Source organism: Mycolicibacterium chengduense, assembly GCF_033741155.1.
GTDB lineage: Bacteria > Actinomycetota > Actinomycetes > Mycobacteriales > Mycobacteriaceae > Mycobacterium.
Window position 1 is genome coordinate 350,561 of the sequence record NZ_JAWQNH010000003.1, and the last position, 21,996, is coordinate 372,556.

21 protein-coding genes are annotated in these 21,996 nt (G+C 68.6%); 15 read left to right on the forward strand and 6 right to left on the reverse strand.

The annotated features are described in order from the left end of the window. Positions 1-282: 282 nt before the first annotated feature. The 8 genes from cobN to SBI67_RS12120 are packed head-to-tail and all read left to right on the forward strand — an operon-like array spanning position 283 to position 10,461. Entirely contained in the window at positions 283-3,885 is a 3,603-nt protein-coding gene (cobN, locus tag SBI67_RS12085; protein WP_318980790.1) for a cobaltochelatase subunit CobN, read from the forward strand. Between the two features lie 9 nt (positions 3,886-3,894). Further along, on the forward strand, positions 3,895-4,278 hold the full coding sequence (locus tag SBI67_RS12090; protein ID WP_266049066.1) for a PPOX class F420-dependent oxidoreductase: 384 nt from the start codon (positions 3,895-3,897) through the stop codon (positions 4,276-4,278). After that, positions 4,265-5,146: a formyltetrahydrofolate deformylase gene (gene purU / locus SBI67_RS12095; RefSeq protein ID WP_318980791.1), complete on the forward strand. Its 882-nt coding sequence runs from the start codon at positions 4,265-4,267 to the stop codon at positions 5,144-5,146. The genes SBI67_RS12090 and purU overlap by 14 nt, the downstream gene beginning before the upstream one ends. A 49-nt stretch (positions 5,147-5,195) precedes the next feature. Then, positions 5,196-5,600 (forward strand): PPOX class F420-dependent oxidoreductase, encoded by a 405-nt coding sequence (locus SBI67_RS12100; protein ID WP_318980792.1) that lies wholly within the window; start codon positions 5,196-5,198, stop codon positions 5,598-5,600. A 41-nt stretch (positions 5,601-5,641) separates the two neighbouring features. Then, complete coding sequence (locus SBI67_RS12105; RefSeq protein WP_318980793.1) at positions 5,642-6,130, forward strand: FxsA family protein; 489 nt, start codon at positions 5,642-5,644, stop codon at positions 6,128-6,130. A gap of 23 nt (positions 6,131-6,153) precedes the next feature. Next, positions 6,154-7,746, forward strand: coding sequence for an amidohydrolase (locus SBI67_RS12110; protein WP_318980794.1), 1,593 nt, complete (start codon positions 6,154-6,156; stop codon positions 7,744-7,746). Further along, positions 7,739-9,676, forward strand: a complete 1,938-nt coding sequence (gene lnt, locus SBI67_RS12115; protein WP_318980795.1) for an apolipoprotein N-acyltransferase — start codon at positions 7,739-7,741, stop codon at positions 9,674-9,676. The genes SBI67_RS12110 and lnt overlap by 8 nt, the downstream gene beginning before the upstream one ends. Beyond that, the gene (locus SBI67_RS12120) at positions 9,673-10,461 is read left to right on the forward strand and encodes a polyprenol monophosphomannose synthase (RefSeq protein ID WP_318980796.1); all 789 of its coding nucleotides are present in this window, start codon (positions 9,673-9,675) and stop codon (positions 10,459-10,461) included. The genes lnt and SBI67_RS12120 overlap by 4 nt, the downstream gene beginning before the upstream one ends. A gap of 54 nt (positions 10,462-10,515) precedes the next feature. On the opposite strand, the gene SBI67_RS12125 is transcribed toward SBI67_RS12120, so the two are convergent. Further along, on the reverse strand, positions 10,516-10,854 hold the full coding sequence (locus tag SBI67_RS12125) for an RNA polymerase-binding protein RbpA (RefSeq protein ID WP_024454873.1): 339 nt from the start codon (positions 10,852-10,854) through the stop codon (positions 10,516-10,518). A gap of 146 nt (positions 10,855-11,000) precedes the next feature. Here SBI67_RS12125 and SBI67_RS12130 point away from each other — a divergent pair, with 146 nt between their 5' ends. After that, positions 11,001-11,354 carry a hypothetical protein gene (locus SBI67_RS12130; protein ID WP_318980797.1) on the forward strand — a complete coding sequence of 118 codons (354 nt, stop codon included), beginning with the start codon at positions 11,001-11,003 and terminating at the stop codon, positions 11,352-11,354. Between the two features lie 63 nt (positions 11,355-11,417). On the opposite strand, the gene SBI67_RS12135 is transcribed toward SBI67_RS12130, so the two are convergent. Continuing rightward, on the reverse strand, positions 11,418-12,620 hold the full coding sequence (locus SBI67_RS12135) for an IS30 family transposase (protein WP_413232461.1): 1,203 nt from the start codon (positions 12,618-12,620) through the stop codon (positions 11,418-11,420). A gap of 84 nt (positions 12,621-12,704) precedes the next feature. Next, the gene (locus SBI67_RS12140) at positions 12,705-13,388 is read right to left on the reverse strand and encodes a hypothetical protein (RefSeq protein ID WP_318980799.1); all 684 of its coding nucleotides are present in this window, start codon (positions 13,386-13,388) and stop codon (positions 12,705-12,707) included. A gap of 33 nt (positions 13,389-13,421) precedes the next feature. Between SBI67_RS12140 and SBI67_RS12145 the strand changes: the two genes are divergently transcribed. Genes SBI67_RS12145 through SBI67_RS12155 form a run of 3 tightly spaced genes read left to right on the forward strand, consistent with a single transcriptional unit; the run spans position 13,422 to position 17,319 of the window. Further along, a complete protein-coding gene (locus SBI67_RS12145) occupies positions 13,422-14,942 on the forward strand; it encodes a carboxylesterase/lipase family protein (RefSeq protein ID WP_318980800.1) in 1,521 nt (506 codons plus the stop codon). A 47-nt stretch (positions 14,943-14,989) separates the two neighbouring features. Beyond that, a complete protein-coding gene (locus SBI67_RS12150) occupies positions 14,990-16,972 on the forward strand; it encodes a DUF7064 domain-containing protein (RefSeq protein WP_318980801.1) in 1,983 nt (660 codons plus the stop codon). 17 nt (positions 16,973-16,989) lie between these two features. Further along, positions 16,990-17,319, forward strand: a complete 330-nt coding sequence (locus tag SBI67_RS12155) for a YnfA family protein (protein ID WP_318980802.1) — start codon at positions 16,990-16,992, stop codon at positions 17,317-17,319. A gap of 17 nt (positions 17,320-17,336) precedes the next feature. Here SBI67_RS12155 and SBI67_RS12160 read toward each other — a convergent pair whose 3' ends face one another. Further along, on the reverse strand, positions 17,337-18,215 hold the full coding sequence (locus SBI67_RS12160) for an SCO6745 family protein (RefSeq protein WP_318980803.1): 879 nt from the start codon (positions 18,213-18,215) through the stop codon (positions 17,337-17,339). A gap of 62 nt (positions 18,216-18,277) precedes the next feature. Here SBI67_RS12160 and SBI67_RS12165 point away from each other — a divergent pair, with 62 nt between their 5' ends. Further along, entirely contained in the window at positions 18,278-18,916 is a 639-nt protein-coding gene (locus tag SBI67_RS12165) for a TetR/AcrR family transcriptional regulator (RefSeq protein WP_318980804.1), read from the forward strand. Between the two features lie 7 nt (positions 18,917-18,923). On the opposite strand, the gene SBI67_RS12170 is transcribed toward SBI67_RS12165, so the two are convergent. Continuing rightward, on the reverse strand, positions 18,924-19,628 hold the full coding sequence (locus SBI67_RS12170; protein ID WP_318980805.1) for a FadR/GntR family transcriptional regulator: 705 nt from the start codon (positions 19,626-19,628) through the stop codon (positions 18,924-18,926). A gap of 122 nt (positions 19,629-19,750) precedes the next feature. Between SBI67_RS12170 and SBI67_RS12175 the strand changes: the two genes are divergently transcribed. Beyond that, on the forward strand, positions 19,751-20,254 hold the full coding sequence (locus SBI67_RS12175; protein WP_318980806.1) for a gluconokinase: 504 nt from the start codon (positions 19,751-19,753) through the stop codon (positions 20,252-20,254). Then, positions 20,251-21,648, forward strand: coding sequence for a GntP family permease (locus tag SBI67_RS12180; protein WP_318980807.1), 1,398 nt, complete (start codon positions 20,251-20,253; stop codon positions 21,646-21,648). The genes SBI67_RS12175 and SBI67_RS12180 overlap by 4 nt, the downstream gene beginning before the upstream one ends. 12 nt (positions 21,649-21,660) lie before the next feature. Here the strand turns inward: SBI67_RS12180 and SBI67_RS12185 are convergent, their stop codons facing one another. Next, positions 21,661-21,987 carry a hypothetical protein gene (locus SBI67_RS12185; RefSeq protein ID WP_318980808.1) on the reverse strand — a complete coding sequence of 109 codons (327 nt, stop codon included), beginning with the start codon at positions 21,985-21,987 and terminating at the stop codon, positions 21,661-21,663. Between the last annotated feature and the right edge of the window lie 9 nt (positions 21,988-21,996).

Here is a 21,996-nt window from a genome sequence, read left to right on the forward strand (position 1 = left end):
GCACGCACCGCAGGCAGGTGTGAACTGCATCACTCGCATCGAGAGGGTGTCTCGTCGCGCACAGAAAGCGAGCACACGGCGCCGCGAGACGTACATTTCAGCCACACGAAAGGAGTGAACAATGGCGTCACTCATTGCCATCGGAATCGGCGTCGCCTTGGTGGTCGGCGCCCTCGTCACACCGTACCGGGACTCGTGGTACGGCCGCTGGAGCCGTTCGGACCGCTGATCTGCGCTCACGTTGCTCACCTGAGCACACGGTGCGTGGGGTACGAATAGACGGTGCCCTCCGTACTGCTGCTGTCGACATCCGACACCGATCTGATCACCGCCCGCGCGTCAGGGGCGGATTATCGATGGGCCAACCCGTCGCGGCTGCTCGACGACGAGCTCGAGCGGGAGTTGGCAGCTCTGCTCGACGGGATCGACATCGCCGTCGTGCGCATCCTCGGCGGCTACCGCAGCTGGCAGCGCGGCATCGACGCCGTCGTCGCCACCGGTGTGCCTACCGTCGTGCTGTCCGGCGAGCAGACCCCGGATGCCGAGTTGATGCGGCATTCCACCGTGCCCGCCGGGGTTGCCGTGCAGGCACACATCTACCTGGCCCAGGGCGGCACGGCGAACTTGCGCGGACTGCACGCCTTCCTGTCCGACACGCTCTTGATGACCGGATTCGGTTTCGAACCACCGATCACCGTGCCTACCTGGGGCGTACTCGAACGGTCCACCGACGCATCGGATGCAGCAACACACCCTTCGCCCGAGCGCTCGACCGTGGCGGTGCTCTACTACCGGGCGCAGCACCTGGCGGGCAACACCGGATACGTCGAGGCGCTGTGCGACGCGATCGACGCCGCCGGGGGTAGGGCCCTGCCGGTGTACTGCGCCTCGCTGCGCACGGCCGAACCCGAACTACTGCAGCTGCTCGGCACCGCAGACGCCCTCGTCACCACGGTGCTGGCCGCCGGCGGCGCCACGCCCGCGGCGGCGGCAGCGGGCGGATCCGACGACAGCTGGAACGTCGCCCATCTTGCCGCCCTCGACATCCCGATCCTGCAGGGGCTATGCCTGACCAGTTCCCGGTCGCGCTGGTCGGACAATGACGACGGCCTCTCACCCCTGGATGTCGCAACTCAGGTGGCGGTGCCGGAGTTCGACGGCCGCATCATCACGGTCCCGTTCTCCTTCAAGGAGATCGACGACGAGGGCCTGATCACCTACGCCGCCGATCCGGAACGGTGCGCACGCGTCGCCGGGTTGGCGGTCCGGCATGCCCGGCTGCGCCACATCGCCCCCGCCGACAAACGGGTGGCGCTGGTGTTCTCGGCGTACCCGACCAAACACGCCCGCATCGGCAACGCCGTCGGACTGGACACCCCGGCCAGTGCGGTCGCCCTGCTGCGCGCCATGCGGGAGAAGGGCTACGACATCGGCGAGGTCCCCGGGGTGGATGCGCAGGACGGTGACGCGCTGGTGCACGCGCTCATCGAACGCGGGGGACAGGATCCCGACTGGCTGACCCCGGAGGCCCTGGAGGCCAACCCGATCCGCGTCTCCGCCGCCGATTATGCGGAGTGGTTCGCCACCCTGCCCGACGACTTCGCCGCCGCGATCGTGCGGCACTGGGGCCCGCCGCCGGGCGAGCTGTTCGTCGATCGCAGCCGCGACCCGGAGGGCGAAATCGTCATCGCCGCCATGCAATCGGGAAACACCGTGCTGCTGGTGCAACCGCCCCGCGGGTTCGGCGAGAACCCGGTGGCGATCTACCACGACCCGGACCTGCCGCCCAGCCATCACTACCTGGCGGCCTACCGCTGGATCGACACCCATTTCGGTGCCGATGCCGTGGTGCACCTGGGCAAGCACGGCAACTTGGAATGGTTGCCCGGCAAGACACTCGGCCTGTCCGCCGGGTGCGGTCCCGATGCCGCCCTAGGGGACCTGCCGCTGATCTACCCGTTCCTGGTCAACGATCCGGGGGAGGGCACCCAGGCCAAACGCCGCGCCCACGCCACCCTGGTCGACCACCTCATCCCGCCGATGGCCCGCGCCGAGACCTACGGCGATATCGCCCGGCTGGAACAGCTGCTGGACGAGCATTCCACCGTGTCCGCCCTGGACCCCGCGAAGCTGCCGGCCATCCGCCAGCAGATCTGGACGCTGATGCGCGCCGCGAAGATGGACCACGATCTGGGCCTGGAGGATCGCCCGGACGAGGACTCCTTCGACGACATGCTGCTGCACGTCGACGGCTGGCTGTGCGAGATCAAGGATGTGCAGATCCGCGACGGCCTGCACATCCTCGGCCAGGCGCCCACCGGCGAGGCCGAACTCGATCTGGTGCTGGCCGTCCTGCGGGCCCGGCAGCTGTTCGGGGGCGAGCAGACCGTTCCGGGCCTGCGCCAGGCGCTGGGGCTGGCCGAGGACGGCAGCGAGGCGTTGTCCCGCGTGGACGCGGTCGAGGCCACGGCCCGCGAGCTGGTCGCCGGTCTGCAGGACAGTGGGTGGAACAGCGCCGCCGTCGACGGGCTGACCGACGACCCGGTCGTCGCGGATATCCTGCGGTTCGCCGCCGACGAGGTGGTACCGCGGCTGCGCGGCACCGACGGCGAGATCGACGCGGTGCTGCGGGCGCTGGACGGGCACTACATCGCGGCCGGTCCGTCGGGCTCGCCGTTGCGCGGCTTGGTCAATGTGCTGCCCACCGGGCGCAACTTCTACTCGGTGGATCCCAAGGCCGTGCCGTCCCGGCTGGCCTGGGAAACCGGTGTCGCCATGGCCGATTCACTGCTGGAGCGCTACCGCACCGACTATGGCCGCTGGCCGGCGTCGGTCGGGCTGTCGGTGTGGGGCACCTCCGCCATGCGGACCTCCGGTGACGATATCGCCGAAGTGCTTGCGCTGCTCGGCGTTCGGCCGGTGTGGGATGACGCATCGCGCCGGGTGGTGAGCCTGGAACCGATCTCGCTTGCCGAGCTGGGCCGGCCCCGAATCGACGTGACCGTGCGCATCTCCGGGTTCTTCCGGGACGCCTTCCCGCACGTGGTCACCATGCTCGACGACGCGGTCCGGCTGGTCGCCGGCCTGGACGAGGCCCCCGAGGACAACTACGTGCGGGCGCACAGCCAAGCCGACCTCGCCGAACACCGCGACGAACGGCGCGCCACCACAAGGATTTTCGGCTCCAAACCGGGCACCTACGGCGCGGGCCTGCTGCAGCTGATCGACAGCCGCAACTGGCGTGACGACAACGACCTGGCCCAGGTGTACACGGCCTGGGGCGGATTCGCGTACGGTCGCGACCTGGACGGAGCGCCGGCGGCCGAGGACATGAACACCGCGTATCGGCGGATCGCGGTGGCAGCCAAGAACACCGACACCCGCGAGCACGACATCGCCGACTCGGACGACTACTTCCAGTACCACGGCGGCATGATCGCCACCGTCCGTGCCCTCACGGGCGCGGACCCGGCCGCCTACATCGGCGACAACACCCGCCCCGACGCGGTGCGCACCCGCACCTTGAGTGAGGAGACCACCCGGGTGTTCCGGGCCCGCGTGGTCAACCCGCGCTGGATCAACGCCATGCGCAGGCACGGCTACAAGGGCGCCTTCGAGATGGCGGCCACCGTCGACTACCTGTTCGGTTATGACGCCACCGCGCACGTCATGTCCGACTGGATGTACGAACAACTCTCGGCCTCCTACGTGCTCGATCCGGAGAACCGCAAGTTCATGACGGAGTCCAATCCGTGGGCTCTGCACGGGATGGCCGAGCGGCTGCTCGAAGCCGCCGGGCGGGGAATGTGGTCCCAGCCCGACGCCGAGACCCTGGACGGCCTGCGGCAGGTACTGCTGGAAACCGAAGGCGATCTGGAAGGCTAGATTCACATCATGGCTCTCACGTTCGCCGATGTCGCCAAGGCCGAGTACATCCTGCTGACCACATTCACCAAGGACGGCAGGCCCAAGCCGACCGCCATCTGGGCCGCCCCGGACGGGGACCGGCTGCTGGTCATCACCCAGGCAAAGTCCTGGAAGGTCAAGCGGATTCGCAACACCCCGCGGGTCACCGTGGCGGTGTGCGATCGCCGAGGCAATCCCAAGAGTGAGCCCGTGGCGGCCACCGCCGCCATCCTGGACCAGTCCGAGGTGGGCCGGGTGTACGACGCCATCGGCGCGCGCTACGGGCTGCTGGGCAAAACCTTCAACCTGTTCTCCAAGCTGCGCGGCGGCATGAAGAACAACGTCGGCTTGGAGCTCCGTGCAGCCGGCTGAACCCGCCCCGGCCCGGCAGGCCGATATCGGCCGGCTGTTGCTGACCTGTCCGGACCGGTCGGGCATCGTCGCGGCGGTGTCGACGTTCCTGACCCGGGCGGGCGCCAACATCATTTCGCTGGACCAGCATTCCACCCAGCCCGAGGGCGGAACGTTCCTGCAGCGCACCGTCTTTCACCTGACCGGACTGACCGCGGCGGCGCCGCAGCTGGAACGCGAATTCGGGGCGCTGGCAGCCGAATTCGACATCGACTACCGGTTCACCGAGGCGGCCAAGCCCAAGCGGGTGGCCATCATGGCCTCGACGGCCGACCATTGCCTGCTCGACCTGCTGTGGCGCAACCGCCGCGGCGAACTCGACATGACCGTGGTGATGGTGATCGCCAACCACCCCGAACTGGCCGAGCACGTGCGCGCCTTCAACGTGCCGTTCGTCTACATCCCGGCCACCCGCGACACCCGGGCCGAGGCCGAACAACGGCAACTGGAACTGCTCAAGGGCAACGTCGACCTGGTGGTGCTGGCGCGCTACATGCAGATCGTCACCCCGGAGTTCCTGGACGCCATCGGCTGCCCGCTGATCAACATCCACCACTCGTTCCTTCCGGCGTTCGTCGGCGCCAACACCTACCGGCGCGCTAGGGAACGCGGCGTCAAACTGGTCGGAGCGACCGCCCATTACGTGACCGCCGACCTCGACGAGGGCCCGATCATCGAGCAGGACGTGGTGCGGGTGGACCACACCCACACCGTCGAAGACCTGGTCCGCCTCGGCGCGGATGTCGAACGGGCGGTGCTGTCGCGGGCGGTGCTGTGGCACTGTCAGGACCGCATCCTGCGCCACGACAACGAAACCGTGATCTTCTGACCCGTACCGATCCGCATCCGTACCGATCCGCATAAGGGTGGAGGGCCCGATGGCTCCGACTTTCGACGACATCTATCGCGAGAAGTACCTGCTGCTGACCACCTTCACGAAGGACGGTAGGCCCAAGCCCACGCCGGTGTGGGGTGTACCGCACGAGGGCACACTGCTGATCAGCACCGACGACGGCTCCTGGAAGACCAGGCGGATCAACAACACCCCGCGCGTGACCATCCAGAAGTGCGGGGCGCTCGGCAAGGTCAAGGGCGAACCCGTCGAAGCCATCGCGCGCAACCTGCCGAAGTCCGAGACCAGGCGGGTGTTCGACTTGGTGACCAGGCGCTATTGGTGGCACGCCTGGTGGTGGATCCCGCAGGCGATCCTGCGCGGCGGGGTGGACAAGGTGCACGCCGCCATCGAGGTCCGGCCCCTCGACTCCGCGCACGAGGCCCCCTAGGAACCCAGGAACCCGATCGCCGCCCCAGTCGTTGACCCGGTATGGCATCACGACTGTTCCTCGTCTACGTCCTCGTCGAACTGGCGGTCGTCGTGGGCCTGATCTCCACCATCGGGTTCGGCTGGACGGTCTTGGCGCTGGTGGCCGCGTTCGGCATCGGCCTGGCGCTGGCCGGCGCCCAGTTGACCCGCCAGCTGGCCCGGCTGCGTGGCGCCATGACCAGCCGCGCCGGCGATCCGTCGCTGGCCACCGACAGCCTGCTCGTCGCCCTCGGTACGGTCCTGGTCGTCATACCGGGTCTGGCCAGCACCCTCGTCGGTGCGCTGCTGCTGCTCCCGCCGACCCGCGTGGCGGCTCGGCCGCTGGCCACCCGTTTGGTCAACCGGCAGCTCAATCGCGCCGTTCCGGTCATGGTGTTCAGCAGCACCACGACCACCACCGGCCCGCGCGGTGACTACGTCGACGGTGAGGTCATCGACGTGGTGGACGAGGTGGTCATCCCGGCGCCGCTGCCGCCCCGGCAGGACTGAGCGCCGACTACTGTTTGTCCCTCGTGACCACACTTCTGCTCAACGGGCGGGTGTACAGCCCGGCCGCCCCCGAGGCGACGGCCATGGCCGTGCGCGACGGACTGGTGGTGTGGCTCGGCTCCGACGACGCCGCCCGTAGCGAATTCCCAGACGCCGACACGGCCGATCTGGGCGGGGCCTTCGTCGCACCGGCGTTCGTCGACAGCCACGTCCACGTCACCGCCACCGGGCTGGCCCTGGCCGGTCTGGACCTGCGCGCGGCGCGCTCGCGCGAGCACTGCCTGCAGCTGGTCGCCGACTACGCCGCGACGCAGCCGGACGGCATCGTCTGGGGCCACGGCTGGGACGAGACCGGCTGGCCCGAGCCGGAGCCGCCGACCACGGACGACCTCGACACCGCCCTGGGGCAGCGGCCTGCCTACCTGAGCCGGGTCGACGTGCACTCCGCGGTCGCCTCGACGGGGCTGCGCGGCACCGTCGGTGACCTGGCGGCCGTCGCCGGATTCCATCCGCAGCGGCCGCTGACCGCCGATGCCCACCACGCCGTCCGGGCGGCCGCCCGCGACCTGCTGACACCCACACAGCGCCGCGCCGCGCAACGTGCCGCGTTAGACGCCGCGGCCGCCCTCGGGATCGTCGCGGTGCACGAATGCGCCGGGCCCGACATCGGCGGGCTGGATGACTGGCAGGCGCTGCGCGCCCTGGACCACGGTGTCGAGGTCGTCGGGTACTGGGGGCAGGCCGTGCGGTCGGTAGCGGAGGCCCGCGATCTCGTCGAGCGCACCGGCGCCCGCGGGCTGGCCGGTGACCTGTTCGTCGACGGCGCGCTCGGCTCGCGGACCGCCTGGCTGCACGAGCCCTATGCCGACGCCCCGCACACCTGCGGTAACAGCTATCTGGACGCCGACGCGGTGACAGCGCACCTGCTGGCCTGTACCGAGGCCGGGATCACCGCCGGGTTCCACGTCATCGGGGACGCCGCCGTCGCGACGGTCACCGACGCGCTGCAAGTGGCGGCCGACCGATTCGGCGGCCCGGCGGTGGCGCGCTGCGGGCACCGGCTGGAACACCTGGAGATGGTCGATCCCGGCCAGGCCGAGCGGCTCGGCAGCTGGGGCGTCATCGCGAGCATGCAACCCAACTTCGACGACCTGTGGGGCGGGCCGGCGGGTATGTATGCGCAGCGTCTCGGGGTTGACCGAGCCGGCAAACTCAACCCCTTTGCGCTGTTAGCATCCCAAGGCGTGCCGCTCGCCTTCGGATCCGACAGCCCGGTCACCGGGTTGGACCCGTGGCAATCCGTGCGGGCCGCGTCGGAACATCACACCCCGGGCAGCGCGGTGTCGGCCCGCGCGGCGTTCGCCGCCGCCACGCGGGGTGCGTGGCGGGCGGCAGGGGCCCGCGACGGGGTGACCGGCACCTTGGTTCCCGGTGCGCCGGCCTCTTACGCGATCTGGGACGCCGGTGATCTCGAGGTCAGCGCTCCGGCGACCGAGGCCGTGCAGCGCTGGTCCACCGATCCACGGTCCCGGGTGCCTGCGCTGCCGCGGCTGTCCCCGGACCGGTCGCCGCGCTGCCTGCGCACCGTCCACCGCGGCGTGGTGCTGTATGGCTGACGCCGAACCCGACACCGATACCGCACCCGAGACGGACACCGCGCCGGAAACGGACATCGTGCCCGAAGCCAGCCTCGAGCCGGAGCCGGCCGGGCCCGGTCGGTTGGCCCGGCTCGGCGGCCGGCTCCGTCGGGCGCTGCTGCCGCGGCTGGCACGCCTGGTGGTGTCGGTGCTCGCCGGCGCGTTGATGTGCGTGAGCTTCCCGCCGTGGGGCTGGTGGTACTGCGCTTTCCTGTCGCTGGCGGCACTGGGTTGGGTGCTGACCCGCGCGCAGACCACTCGGGCCGGTGGTTTCGGCTATGGCTTGGTGTTCGGGTTGGCCTTCTACGTGCCGCTGCTGCCGTGGATCGGCAGCCTGGTCGGCACCGTGCCCTGGCTGGCCTTGGCATTGCTGCAGGCACTCTTCCCTGCGCTGTTCGGGCTACTGGCCGTCCTGGTCCGGGGACTGCCCGGTTGGCCGGTGTGGTTCGCCGCCGAGTGGGCGCTGGCCGAGTGGCTCAAATCGGTGGTGCCGTTCGGCGGTTTCCCCTGGGGCGTCGTCGGTTTCAGCCAAGCCGGGGGCCCGCTGCTGCCACTGGCCCACGTCGGCGGCGCACCGCTGGTCTCGGTCGCCGTGGCGCTGGTCGGCTTCAGCCTGACCGCCATCGGCCTGGAGATCGTGATGTGGTGGCGACACAGTCACCCTGATCAAGCGGCCACCACCGACGCCGCGCGACCGGAGGTCGTGTTACCCGGGGTGTGCATCTGCGTCGTTCTGCTGGGCACCGCGCTGGTGTGGCCGGCCGTCCGCCAGGCCGGGGTCGGCGCGGGCGCGCAGCCCTCGGTCACCGTCGCGGCGGTGCAGGGCAATGTGCCGCGGTTGGGGCTGGATTTCAACGCGCAGCGCCGCGCGGTGCTCGACAACCACGTCTCCGAGACACTGCGGCTGGCCGCCGATGTCCAGGCCGGCCGCGCACCGCAACCCATGGTGGTGATCTGGCCGGAGAACTCCTCGGATATCGACCCGCTGATCAACGCCGACGCCGGCGCAGAAATCGCCCAGGCCGCGCGCGCGGTACATGCACCGATCCTGGTGGGCACCGTCCTGCGCGCCCCCGGCTACACCCCCGAGAATCCGGCGGCGACCAATACCGTGATGGTCTGGGATGACGTGACCGGCCCCGGTCAACGGCATGACAAGAAGATCGTCCAACCGTTCGGCGAGTACCTGCCCTGGCGCAGTTTCTTCCGGCATATCTCGTCCTACGCCGACCGTGCCGGGTTCTTCGTGCCCGGCACCGGGGACGGGGTGGTGCAGGCAGCCGGCGTTCCGATCGGCGTCACCACCTGTTGGGAGGTGATCTTCGACCGCGCCGCGCGCGAAGCCGTCCTCAACGGCGCGCAACTGCTGACCGTGCCGACCAACAACGCCACGTTCGACGAGGCGATGAGCGCCCAGCAACTGGCCTTCGCCCGGCTGCGCGCCGTCGAGCACGATCGCTACGTCGTGGTGGCCGGAACCACCGGGATCAGCGCCGTGATCGCGCCGGACGGTCGTGAGCTGGCCCGGACCAAGTTCTTCGAGCCGGCCTATCTGGATACCGCCGTGCGGCTGAAATCCGGTCTGACCGTCGCTACCGTCTGGGGCCCGGCCATCCAGATCGGACTCATCGTGATCGGCGTTGCCGCTGTGATCGCGGCCATGCTGCACAATAGGGGCTTCTTCGTGCGACGGCACGAGAGCAGATTTGTGCGAAGGCGCCGGACGGCCGTCTCCGCCGACTCGGATGTGCAGCCCGACGCGGGCAGTACAGACGGGCCCGACCCGGGCAGTACAGACGAGCCCGACCCGGGCAGTGCAGAAAAGCCCGACGCGGGCAGTGCAGAACAGCCCGATGCGGGCAGTGCAGAAAAGCCCGATGCGGGCAGTGAGGACAAGGGAAGCACATGACCACTCCTGAGACAGGAGCGGACCGACCGGGTAATCCGGCGTCGCCGAGCCGGCGCACGCTGGTGATCATCCCGACGTACAACGAGCGGGAGAACCTCCCACTGATCGTGCGCCGCGTACACGCCGCCCGGCCCGACGTCCATGTGCTGGTAGTCGACGACGGAAGCCCGGATGGCACCGGCCAGCTCGCCGACGAGCTGGCGCTCGCCGATCCCGACCGGGTGCACGTGATGCACCGGATCAGCAAGGACGGACTCGGTGCGGCGTACCTCGCCGGGTTCGCCTGGGGTCTGGCCCGGGAGTACTCGGTCCTGGTCGAGATGGACGCCGACGGCAGCCACGCCCCCGAGGAGCTCAGCCGCCTGCTCGAGGCGGTCGACGCCGGCGCCGACCTGGCGATCGGTTCGCGGTACGTGCCGGGCGGGACGGTGCGTAACTGGCCGTGGCGCCGGCTGGCGCTGTCCCGGACCGCCAATACCTATTCACGGGTGCTGCTCGGGGTGGACATCAACGACATCACCGCCGGCTATCGGGCTTACCGCCGCGAGGTGTTGGAGAAGATCGACCTCAGCGCGGTGGATTCGAAGGGGTACTGCTTCCAGATCGACCTGACCTGGCGCGCGATCAACGCCGGGTTCACCGTCGTGGAGGTGCCCATCACCTTTACCGAACGCGAACTGGGCGTATCCAAGATGAGCGGATCGAACATCCGCGAAGCAATGTCGAAAGTCGCCGAATGGGGCATCCGGGGCCGGCTGGACCGGGCCCGCGGCATCACGCGCTGATCGACGGGGAGATCGTGCCCGCCCCGATCCGGGACGGGCACGTCACGCCTTCGCTCAGGACCCGCGGCGGCGAGTCTTGATGATCTCCAGGCGCTCCTTGAGCAGTTCGTCGAGTTCCTCGACCGAGCGGCGCTCCAACAGCATGTCCCAGTGCGTCCGGGGCGGCTTCACCTTCTTGGGCTCCGGCACGTCACCCTCGATGAGGGTGCCCTCCAAGCCGTTACGGCACAGCCAGGTGCCGGGGATCTCGGCGTCGTCGGCGAACGGAACGTCGAATTCCTCGCCGTTCTCGGTGCGGTAACGCGCAACCTGACGGGGCGCCAGGTCGTGGTTACGATCGGTCTCGTAGCTCACTGCTCCGAGGCGACTGCCTCGCAGGACACGGTCGGCCATCGTCCACACTCCTCTTACCGGCTGAATTTCGTCCGGAGCTTCAACGCGGATACGGCCCGCGAAGTTCCCGACTCGACCAACCAGGATACCGCCTGCCCCGCGCCGCTACCGGGCACGCCGCCTGCGCAGGTCTACAGTCGTGTTTCGTGACCGCAGCCGTGCCCTCCCCGCCGCGCCGCCGGACCCGCCCGCAGCCCTGCCGCTGGTGTGGCCGCGAAGTTGCCGAGGCCGGGATGGGGCGGCGGCGGCAATACTGCCGGCAGTCCTGCCGGCAGCGCGCCTACGAACAACGCGCACAGGTCAAGGGCACCTCGGTGGCGCCCGACGCGGTGGTGCTGACCGCCGAGGAGGCCGCCGACCTGGCCGATCGGGTGTACCAGGTTCGCTGTGCGGCCGAGGACATCGCCACCGCCGTCGCCGAGGGAGCACAGGGCTCCGAACTCCGCGCGTTGTGCGACGTACTGGTCGAGGCCGCCAAGGCCGCCGACGGCTGGCGCTGACACCGCCCATATGTACGTTTGGGCGAGTTTGTGCGAGGCAATGTCAAGTGGTTGGGGAAACATTCAGGCTGTTTGGCTAATGAGGGCGGCAAGACGTTGGGCTGGGGTATCGAGGTCCAGGGTGGGCCTGGGCCGTGTATTGAGTTTGTCTTGAACACGTTTGAGGTCAGCTCTGGTGTAACCGGCTAGGTCGGTGCCCTTTTCGAACCAATGCCGCAAGAGTCGGTTGGTGTTCTCATTGGTGCCGCGCTGCCAGGGCGAATGCGGATTGCAGAAGTAGACCGGCGCCTTGAGCTGCAGGTGGATGTGACGCCATTGAGCCATCTCAGAGCCACGGTCCCAAGTGATCGAACGGCGTAGATGCTCGGGTAGCTCGCCCATCGCCGCGATCATCGCGGCGGCAACGGCCTCAGCAGTGTGATCGACCGGCAGATGCAGCAAGATCGTGAACCGGGTGCTGCGCTCGACCAAGGTGCCGATCGCGCTGGTATTGCCGGCCCCCATGATCAGATCGCCTTCCCAGTGTCCAGGTACTGCCCGGTCAGCAGCCTCGGCGGGTCGATCGCTGATGCGGAATTCCTCGCCGCTGGCGTAGACCCCGCGGGGACCACTGACCTGGCCACGCGTTTTTCGGGCCGCCCGTTTGGTCGACAGACTCTTGTGCAGATCGGCACGAAGACTGCCACGGGTCTGGACGTACAGACTCTGGTAGATCGTTTCGTGGCTCACCTGCATCAGCTTGTCAGCGGGATAATCTTGGGCCAACACCTGCGCAATCAACCGCGGGCTCCACCCGTCGTCCATCCACGCTTCGACCGCCGCGCACAGCTTCGGATCATCGAGCCTGAATGCCTTGGGCCGCTTGGCTTTATCCTCAGATCGAGCATGAGCCATCAACGCGTGATAGTCCCCGTCATCACCTCGGTTACGGCGGATCTCTTTCCACACGACCGACCGGTCGCGCCCGATCCGGCGCCCGATCTCGGCATAGCTCAACTCATCGTCGAGCCCACGCATGATCTCTACACGCTCAGCCAGGCTGATCCGATGCCCAGGCCCACCCGGCCGATCCTGCTCGATCACATCGGCGACACCGCCGCGCCGACCCGTCGTAAGCGTCATCCCACCAGCCTTATGCCACCACTGATGACCCAACCCGTGCGACACGCCCATCGCTATTTCAGCAGCCGTCACCGACTGCCCCCGACACACCCGATCAAGAAGCTCCCGCTTCAATGCCCGCGACGCAGGGATCCCTCTCGGCACAGCAACCTCCAAAACCAGGAAATGTTGCCTTGACCGTATGAATCCGCCCGAGAGCGATCCGGCATTACGTCGATCTCGGCGAGGTCAGCAGGACAGCCTGATCCCGATATCCGGCGGGGCCTGCGCCGGGGACAGGCAGCCGAACCCATCGACACCGGCGGGGCGCATCCTGGCCGCGGTGTGGTGGGCATAGTTCACACAGACCACCGAGTCACCGTCGGCGCGGCAGCCGAAGTCGCCGAACTTGACGGCCTCCCCGCCACCCAACTGGGGCCCACTGCCGTTGCCGAACGGCCCCGGATCACCATGCAGCGAGCCGATATTCACGCTGGTTCCGTCGAAGTCGACCCAGTTGCCCTTCCACATCGTGTAGGCGTCTAGGGGTTTCGGTGGCGGGTTGGTCAGTTTGACCAGGCAAGCCAGCGCACCGTCGTTGTACTGGGCGCTGCTGATACAGCTGACCGTCTCGGTGGTGAAGGCGACACCGTGTACGTCGGTGCTGACACCGTCACGCGTCGTGGAGCCGAATTTCGCGGCCGGCACCGCCGTGCCCGCATCCACCCACTTGGTCACCTCGGCGATGGGTGCACCGGCGGCCGGGGCGTGCGGCACCGCCGACGGTGACGCCGGGGCACTGGTCGGCGCCGGCCGAGAACTGCCAGGAGTCGTGGCCGTCAGCGGCGGTGGGGCCGATACCGCGGCCCCCTTCATATCCTGCGAGCATCCCGCGACCAGCGCGGACGCCATCACCAGCACTGCCATCCGCATGCGGCCAGGGTAGTCGTTCGCTACCGTCGGGCCATGCACGAACACACCGTCCGCGCGAAGATCAGCACCGGGACGATCGAGGGTTTCACTCGGGACGGCGTGCACCGCTGGCGCGCCATTCCGTACGCGAAAGCGCCGGTCGGGGCACTGCGGTACCGCTCACCGCAGCCGGCGGAGCCCTGGCGGGGGGTGCGGTATTGCCACGGGCTCGGCAATTGTGCCCCGCAGCAGCGCCGGTACACCATGCTCGGCATCGGCAAATACCAGCCGATGAGCGAGGACTGTTTGACGCTCAACGTGGTCGCCCCCGAACACCCCGGCGGCGAGCCCTCGGGGGACCGGCTGCCGGTGATGTTCTACATCCACGGCGGCGGTTACATCATGGGCAGCTCGGCCACCCCGCTCTACGACGGTGTCGCGCTGGCCCGCCGCGGTTGTGTGTATGTCTCGGTGAATTACCGGCTGGGTGCGCTGGGGTGTCTGGACCTGTCGGCGCTGTCCACTGCCGAGTATCCGATCGAGGACAACCTGTACCTGCGTGACTTGATCCTGGCGCTGAGGTGGGTACGGGAGAACATCGCGGTCTTCGGTGGCGACCCGGACAACGTGACGATCTTCGGGGAGAGCGCCGGCGCCCACGCGGTGGCCACCCTGATGGCGGTGCCCGAGGCTGAAGGGCTTTTCGCACAAGCCATTTCGCAGAGCGCGGCCAGCGGCATGGTGCGCAGCCCGGAGCAAGCGGCCATGTTCGCCGAGCAGTTCGCCGGCTTGCTGGGCGCCGCACGGGAAGACGGTGCGGCCACCGTGATGGCGGCTCGGCCCGCCGAGTTGCTGACAGCACTGGAGACCCTGATCGCCCGGTCCGGCAAGGAGCTACCGGGCGCCTTCCCGGTCGGGCCGACCTCAGGCACCGAGCTGCTGCCCGAGGACCCGGTGCGGGCCATGCGTGCCGGCCGGGCGCACCCGATCCCGCTCATCGTGGGCAGCAATGCCGACGAGGGTCGGCTGTTCACCCGATTCATGCAGCTGTTGCCGACCACCGAGCAGAGCATCGAGATGCTGTTGGCGACCACCGGCACCGAAACGCGCGACCGGGTCATCGCCGCGTATCCGGATTATCCGGGCCGGGCCGCGTGTATCCGGCTGGGCGGCGACTTCGCCTTCGGTACCGCCGGCTGGGAGATCGCGGAGGCGCACAGCCGACATCGGCCGACCTACGTCTACCGCTACGACTACGCACCGCGAATCCTGAACTGGTCGGGGTTGGGTGCCACCCACGCCACGGAGCTGCTCGCGGTGTTCGGCGTGTACGGCACCCGATTGGGCGGACTGCTCACCGCGGCAGCCGACGGCGCATCGGCCCGCCGGGTGACCCGTGAGGTTCAGCTGCGCTGGGGCAGCTTCAGCCGTACCGGTAACCCCGGCGAAGGCTGGCCCCGGTACGACGAGCACATGCGGGCCGTGCTGGTGTTCGATCGCAACACCCACCTCGAATACGATCCGGCCGCCGAACGGCGGCGAGCATGGGCGGGTTTCACCCTGGCCGCCGGTTGACTTGACACCTGTCACATGTGACCGGCGCCACTGCTAGGTTCTGATGCGTGCACAGTCGCATCATCGAACGCCCCACCGATCTGACCGACGCCTGGCTCACCGACGTGGTGGGCGCCGGCCGGATCGTCGGCCACGATGCCGAGCGGATCGGCACCGGCCAGATGAGCGAGTGCTACCGGCTGCGGCTGCGGTACGCCGAAGAATCCGGCGGGCCGGCCTCGGTGGTGCTGAAAGTCGCGGCCGCCGACCCGAACAGCCGCGCCACCGGATTGGCGATGGGCCTCTACGAGCGCGAGGTTCGGTTCTACGCCGAGATCGCGCCGAAGTTGGGCGGGGGACCGGCCAGCCCGTTCGCGCCGTGTTTCCACCACGCCTACGACGCCGACTCCGGGGCCTTCGACCTGTTGCTCGGTGACGCCGCGCCGGCCACCGTGGGCGACGAGATCCGTGGTGCCACCGCCGAGCAGGCGGCGCTGGCCCTGCACCAGCTCGGGCTGGTGCACGGCCCCCTGGTCGGTGATCCAGACCTGGCCGGTGCCGGCTGGTTGAACCGCGACGCTCCGCTGAACCAGACGCTGCTCGCCGGGCTGTACGCCGGTTTCACCGAACGGTACGGCGAGCGCATCGACCCGCGGCACCGACAGGTGTGCGAGCAGCTGGTGGCGGCCTTTGACGGCTACCTCGACCAGGAATCCTCGGCGACGAAGGGCCTGGTGCACGGCGACTACCGGTTGGACAACCTGCTTTTCGGCGCAGCAGGAGCGCAGCGACCGCTGACAGTGGTGGACTGGCAGACGGTGACCTGGGGCCCGGCGTTGACCGATGTTGCCTATTTCCTCGGCTGCGCCCTGGCGCCGGAGGTACGGCGCGCGCACTACGACGATCTGCTGGCGACCTACCACGGCGCACTCGGCCCCGGTGTGCTCGGCCTCGACGAGGTGCGTGATGGCGTGCGCAGGCAGAGCTTCTTCGGGGTGATGATGGCGATCGTCTCCTCGATGCTGGTGGAACGAACCGACCGGGGCGACGAGATGTTCATGACGATGCTGCACCGGCACTGTGAGCATGTGCTGGACACCGACGCGCTGGCAACGCTGCCGGACAGTGCTGCACCGCAACCGCTTACACCCAACCCCGGGGATGAGCTGCCGCACCAGCCGACGGATGAACCGCTGTGGAGCGAAAGCTGGTACTTCGACTTCGTCGACGCATCCCAAGGCATCGGCGGGTGGGTGCGGCTGGGCCTGATGCCCCACCAACGCACCGCATGGGTCAACGCACTGGTATGCGGACCGGATATACCGACGGTGGCCATCAACGATTTCGAGGTCGCCCTGCCGGCCGACCCCGGCCATGTCGGCACCACCGGGTTCGAGCTGAAGCTGATCCCCACCGATCCGCTCCGCCTCTTCCGGGTGGACATCCAGGGGCGAGCCGAGTCCTTCGACGACCCCGCCAATCTGCTGCGCGGCTCGGCGGGCCGGCCCGCCGAGCTCACCTTGGCACTCGAGTTCAGTACGGCCGGAACGCCCTATCAGTACCGGATCACCCCGCGGTACGAGATTCCCTGCACGGTCAGCGGAACGGTGACCGTGGGCGGCACGCAATACCGGCTGACCGACGGTCCGGGGCAACGGGACCACTCCTGGGGGGTGCGGGATTGGTGGAGCATGGACTGGGTCTGGAGCGCCCTGCACCTCGAAGACGGCACCCATCTGCACGGCGTCGACATCCGCATTCCCGGTGTGCCCCCGGTCGGCATCGGCTATCGGCAACATGCCGGTGAACTCGTCGAGCTGCAGTCGGTGCGCGCGGATAAGACGTTCGCCGACAACGGTTTACCGCTGACCACGACGCTGACATTGGCACCGGGAGACCTCGAGGTGCAGGTTCACGTGCGGGGCCACGCGCCGGTGTTGCTGGTCGCCTCCGACGGCAGGGTCAGCCAGTTTCCCCGCGCCTGGACGACGGTCACCACCGCCGACGGGCGCGCGGGGACCGGCTGGGTGGAGTGGAACCGCAACCTCTGACCGGGCAAACTGAGCTGATGCTCGCCGTGAAGTCCATCGCCCTGTTCGTGCTCGCCGCGGTACTCGAGATCGGCGGCGCCTGGCTGGTGTGGCAGGGCGTGCGGGAACACCGCGGTTGGTGGTGGGCCGGTTTCGGGGTGATGGCGCTCGGCGCTTACGGTTTCGTCGCGTCCTTTCAGCCCGACGCACATTTCGGCCGGGTGCTGGCCGCCTACGGTGGCGTATTCGTGGCCGGCTCGCTGGTATGGGGAATGCTGGCCGACGGATTCCGGCCGGACCGCTGGGACGTCACCGGGGCGCTGATCTGCCTGGCCGGGGTCGGGCTCATCATGTACGCCCCACGTTAGAGCATGTATGCCCCACGTTAGAGCGCGTCGTCGTCCAATTCGTCGCGGCGCAGACCCATCGGGGTGGCGGCAGGCAGGTCGCCGCCGGCCACCACCAGCCGGGTCAGCGGCGTCAGCACCGAGAACAGGGTGGCCAACTGCTCATCGTCGAGGACGTCGAATGCCGACAGGGCCAGCCGGTCGGTACGCTCCTCGATCCGCGCCTTGAGTTCGGTTCCGGCCGCCGTCAGCGCCCCCGCCCTGTCGAGCAGCCCCCGGGCGGCCAGCCGGTCCACCTGCTCCTGCCAGCTGTCATCGTCGTAATCCCTGGCGCGGCCGATCATTTCGCGCGGGACCCGGCCGGCCGCGACGTGCAGGACATTGCATTCTCTGCCACTGATGCCGTGCGCGGCCAACACCGCGTTGTGTCCGTCCCCGCGGTGCTCACGCAGCAGGGTGGTGGCGTGCCAGAGTTTGGCCATCGGCTCTTCCGGCCAGGGCAGCGCGGCGTTGGCGGCGAACAAGGCGCGCCCGTCGGCCGGGGCGTAACGGGCGGCGATCTGCAACAGGCCGGCCGCGGTGCGCACGGGCGCGTCGTCGGTGATGCCGTAGCGGCGCAGCGTCGCCACCGCCGCCTCGGCGCGGGCGGCCAGTGCGGCGGTCGGTGAGGCGATATCCCACGCCGCGGGTAGCGCATTGTGCACCTGGCGCGGCGAGAAGTTGTAGAACAGCGCGGTGACCACCTCGGGGGCCACCTGACCCAAGGGAGCGGAACGGGCGGCGAAGTAGCCCATCCAGAACCCGGGATAGCCCAGGCCGGACAGCGCGGCGCGCGACTCCGGCGCGAAGTAGGTGACCGCGTGGACGGGTTCCAACCGGTCGAACAACCGCCGGGCGACAGAAATCGGTCGGGTCATCGTGTCAGTCAAGCATCACCGAATCCGCGGTAGCGGTCGGCCGCCCCGGTAGGGTTTCGACCATGCACGACGCGGCGGGATCCGGTTCGTCCCCGCAGGCCGATTCGACGATGCTGGAGCGGATCCGCGACACAGCGATGGCCTGCTTCGCCGCGCGGGGCGTAGCGGGTACGTCGCTGCGCACCATCGCCGACACCGCCGAGGTGAGCGTGGGGCTCATCCAGCACTACTTCGGCAGCAAGGCCCGACTGATCGCGGCCATCGACGAGCATGTGCTTGAGGTGTTCGGCCTGTTACTCGAGGAGCCCGAGTCGGTGCCGCAGGACGATCCGATGCCCTTTCGCGGCGGGACGGCACGGTTGTTCATCGAGCATCCGGACGTGGTGGACTACGTGGCCCGGGTGCTCACCGAGGAGGGGCCGACCGGTGCCACCATCTTCGACGGGCTGGTCAAGATCAGCGCGATGCAGGGTGAGACGTTCGCCGCTCGCGGGATGACCAGGAGCGATCTCGATCCGGTGTGGTCGGTGCTCAATCCGGTGCTGCTGCGTATCGGGGCGAGCGTGTTACGCCGGCACGTCGAACGGCACATCCCCGGACCGCTGTACAGCCCGGCACAGACGCTGCGCTGGGACATGGCCACCACCAACCTGATCCGCCACGGTCAGCTTCGTCCCGCCCCGGAGACGGCCGAGGACTGATTCGGCGTCAGGCGTCCTCGGCGACCGCGTGGGCCGCCTCGTCGATGATCGCCCGCATCGCGCTTTCTGCGGCCGCCTCGTCGCGCAACCGAACGGCGCGGGCCACCTCGTCGTGCAGTTCGATGGCCGCCGGGTTGGGCAGCTCCGGCATCATGCCGTGGTGTGTCCGCCCGGTGAGCACCTCGGCGACGACGGCGTTGAGGGCGCGGAACATCTCATTGCCGCTGGCTTCCAGCAGGGTTTGGTGAAAGATCTTGTCCGCCTGTAGATATGACACCAGGTCCCCGGAGCGGCCGTGGACCACCATGTCGGACACCGCGGCTGCCATGATCCGGCACTGATGCGGGTTGGCCCGCCGCGCTGCCAGCGCCGCGGCCGCCGGCTCGAACCCGCGGCGCAACTCCGACAGCGAGACCAGTTGGGCGGCCCGGTCCCCGGATTCGAGTCGCCAGCGAATCACCATGGGATCGAAGACGTTCCAGTTCGCGGCGGGCTGGATGGTGATGCCCACCCGGCGGCGAGAAGCCACCAACCCCATCGATTCGAGCACGCGGATCGCTTCGCGGGCAACGCTGCGCGACACGCCGTGCTCGGCGCTCACCCCTTCGAGTGTGATCACCGCGCCGGGGGGGTACTTACCCGACACCACGGCGGCACCCAGCGCGGTCAGCACGTTGTCGTGCAGCGCGCTGACGTTTGGAAGGGCACCCACGGTTACATCGTGTCATACCTCCGTCGAATGAGACTTAAAGCAGATCTATCCGTGATCTTCTTGCAATAGTCAGATCTTTGAGGCAAGCTGTGTGAGGTCAACCACAGCAAGGGCAGGTAGGAATGGCGTCACCCATCGTCGTCATGGGCGTCTCGGGATCGGGCAAATCGACCGTCGGCGCGGCACTCGCGCAGCGGCTGCGGGTCCCGTTCGCCGACGCGGATGACTTTCACCCCGCAGCCAACATCGAGAAGATGAAGGCGGGCCATCCCCTCGATGACGCCGATCGTCGTCCCTGGTTGGAAGCCATCGGCCAGTGGCTGGGGGAGCACTGCGGCGACGGCGGGGTGATGAGCTGCTCGGCGCTCAAACGCCGCTACCGCGATCAGCTGCGTGAGCACTGCGCCGGCACCGAGTTCCTGCACCTGAGCGGCACGCCCGAGGTCATCGGTGCGCGTCAGGCCAGCCGGCCGGGACATTTCATGCCGGCCTCACTGCTGGCGTCCCAGTTCGACACCCTGGAACCACTCGAGCAGGACGAGGCAGGTGTCGTCATCGACGTCGGCCGCAGCATCGATTCCATCGTCGACACCTACATCTCACTCACCGGAGGCGAGCCCCGATGATCGACACCGTCACCTTGCTGGCCGACGCTCCCAAGCTCGTCGAGCCGGTCGCCGCAGCACCGCAGCTGATCCTGGCCTTCCTGGTCGGCATCGGTGTCATCGTCGTGCTGATCACCCTGGTCAAGCTGCACCCGTTCCTGGCGCTCATCTTCGGTGGGCTGACCGTGGGATTGGTGGCCGGCGAGAACCTCACCAAGGTGCTCAAATCGTTCACCGACGGTTTCGGATCGACGGCGGCCAGCGTGGGCATCCTCATCGCGCTCGGCGCGATGTTCGCCAAACTGCTCGCCGATTCCGGCGGCGCCGACGAGATCGTCGACACCATCGTGGGTGCCGCCTCACCGCGCATGCTGCCGTGGGCCATGGCATTGGTGGGCGCGATCATCGGTCTGCCGATGTTCTTCGAGATCGGTTTGGTCCTGCTGATGCCGGTCATCTACCTGGTATCCCGGCGATCGCAGCAGTCGCTGATCACCATCGGCATCCCGGCCCTGGCCGGCTTGTCGGCCATGCACGGTTTCGTGCCGCCACATCCCGGTCCGCTGACCGCGGTCGGCCTGCTCAATGCCGACCTGGGCATCACCCTGGGGCTGGGGGTGTTGGTGGCCATCCCGACGATCATCGTGGCAGGTCCGTTGTTCGGCCGGCTGGCCGGCAAGTGGGTGGTCGTGGGCGCACCCGACACCTTCGACGCCGACCCGCGGGCCGACCGGGACGAGCAACGGCATCCGTCGTTCGGCATCACGCTGTTCTCGGTGCTGCTGCCGGTCGCCCTGATGCTCGGCAAGGCGCTCGCCGACATCTTTATCGATGACGAAAAGCATTGGCTGCGCCAGATTCTCGACGCACTGGGCACCCCGCTGATCGCGCTGCTGCTCGCCGTCGTCGTCGGGATCTTCACCCTCGGGAAGGGCGCCGGGATGAGTCGGTCGGCGATCACCGATTGCATCGAATCGAGCCTGCCCCCGGTGGCGGGCATCATCCTGATCGTCGCCGCGGGCGGCGGCTTCAAACAGGTCCTGGTCGACAGCGGCATCGGCACCATGCTGGCCCGGTGGGCCGAGGGCGTGCACATCTCGGTGCTGGTGCTGGCCTGGGTGCTGGCCGTGCTGATCCGGTTGGCGACGGGTTCGGCCACGGTGGCCACCATCACCGCGTCGTCGTTGATCCTGGGCCTGGTCGAGGGTATGAGCAGCGGCCAGGTGTCACTGGTGGTGTTGGCCGTCGGCGCGGGATCGCTGTTCTTCTCGCACGTCAACGACGCCGGATTCTGGTTGGTCAACCAGTACTTCCGTCTTACCGTCGGTCAGACCATCAAGACCTGGTCCGTCATGGAGACGGTGCTGTCGGTGAGCGGCCTTGCGGTCGTGCTGATCCTGGATATCTTCGTCTAGCGCTGGGTGAATCTAGGGGCTCTGCCGGGGACGGGTGTCGACCTGCGGCACCTTCACCCAGCCCGGGTTGTTCACGAAGTCGGCGAGGCACCCTGGCAAACCACGGCAGGCGATGATGGCGCCGGCGCTGGGGGCGGCCCCGATCGCCGGCGGCGGGGTGACCACCAGATCGCAGTTGGTGGTGTAGGCGCCGACCTGCTGCTTGCCGACCAGCACCCCCTGATTGGGGCATGTTGCCAGCACCGCGGCAGGCCCGGACACCAGGACCGGGCCGGCGAGCGGGGCGATCACCCCGCCGGCGAGCAGGCCGGCGGCCGCCCAGCGCAACACGCTGTACATATCCTGAGA

Bases quoted from the DNA above. Each gene is read 5' to 3' on its own strand.
- SBI67_RS12090 (WP_266049066.1), top strand. From the start codon at position 3,895: ATGGCTCTCACGTTCGCCGATGTCGCCAAGGCCGAGTACATCCTGCTG.
- SBI67_RS12100 (WP_318980792.1), top strand. From the start codon at position 5,196: ATGGCTCCGACTTTCGACGACATCTATCGCGAGAAGTACCTGCTGCTG.
- SBI67_RS12105 (WP_318980793.1), top strand. From the start codon at position 5,642: ATGGCATCACGACTGTTCCTCGTCTACGTCCTCGTCGAACTGGCGGTC.
- lnt (WP_318980795.1), top strand. From the start codon at position 7,739: ATGGCTGACGCCGAACCCGACACCGATACCGCACCCGAGACGGACACC.
- SBI67_RS12120 (WP_318980796.1), top strand. From the start codon at position 9,673: ATGACCACTCCTGAGACAGGAGCGGACCGACCGGGTAATCCGGCGTCG.
- SBI67_RS12125 (WP_024454873.1), bottom strand. From the start codon at position 10,854: ATGGCCGACCGTGTCCTGCGAGGCAGTCGCCTCGGAGCAGTGAGCTAC.
- SBI67_RS12140 (WP_318980799.1), bottom strand. From the start codon at position 13,388: ATGCGGATGGCAGTGCTGGTGATGGCGTCCGCGCTGGTCGCGGGATGC.
- SBI67_RS12145 (WP_318980800.1), top strand. From the start codon at position 13,422: ATGCACGAACACACCGTCCGCGCGAAGATCAGCACCGGGACGATCGAG.
- SBI67_RS12155 (WP_318980802.1), top strand. From the start codon at position 16,990: ATGCTCGCCGTGAAGTCCATCGCCCTGTTCGTGCTCGCCGCGGTACTC.
- SBI67_RS12160 (WP_318980803.1), bottom strand. From the start codon at position 18,215: ATGACCCGACCGATTTCTGTCGCCCGGCGGTTGTTCGACCGGTTGGAA.
- SBI67_RS12165 (WP_318980804.1), top strand. From the start codon at position 18,278: ATGCACGACGCGGCGGGATCCGGTTCGTCCCCGCAGGCCGATTCGACG.
- SBI67_RS12175 (WP_318980806.1), top strand. From the start codon at position 19,751: ATGGCGTCACCCATCGTCGTCATGGGCGTCTCGGGATCGGGCAAATCG.
- SBI67_RS12180 (WP_318980807.1), top strand. From the start codon at position 20,251: ATGATCGACACCGTCACCTTGCTGGCCGACGCTCCCAAGCTCGTCGAG.
- SBI67_RS12185 (WP_318980808.1), bottom strand. From the start codon at position 21,987: ATGTACAGCGTGTTGCGCTGGGCGGCCGCCGGCCTGCTCGCCGGCGGG.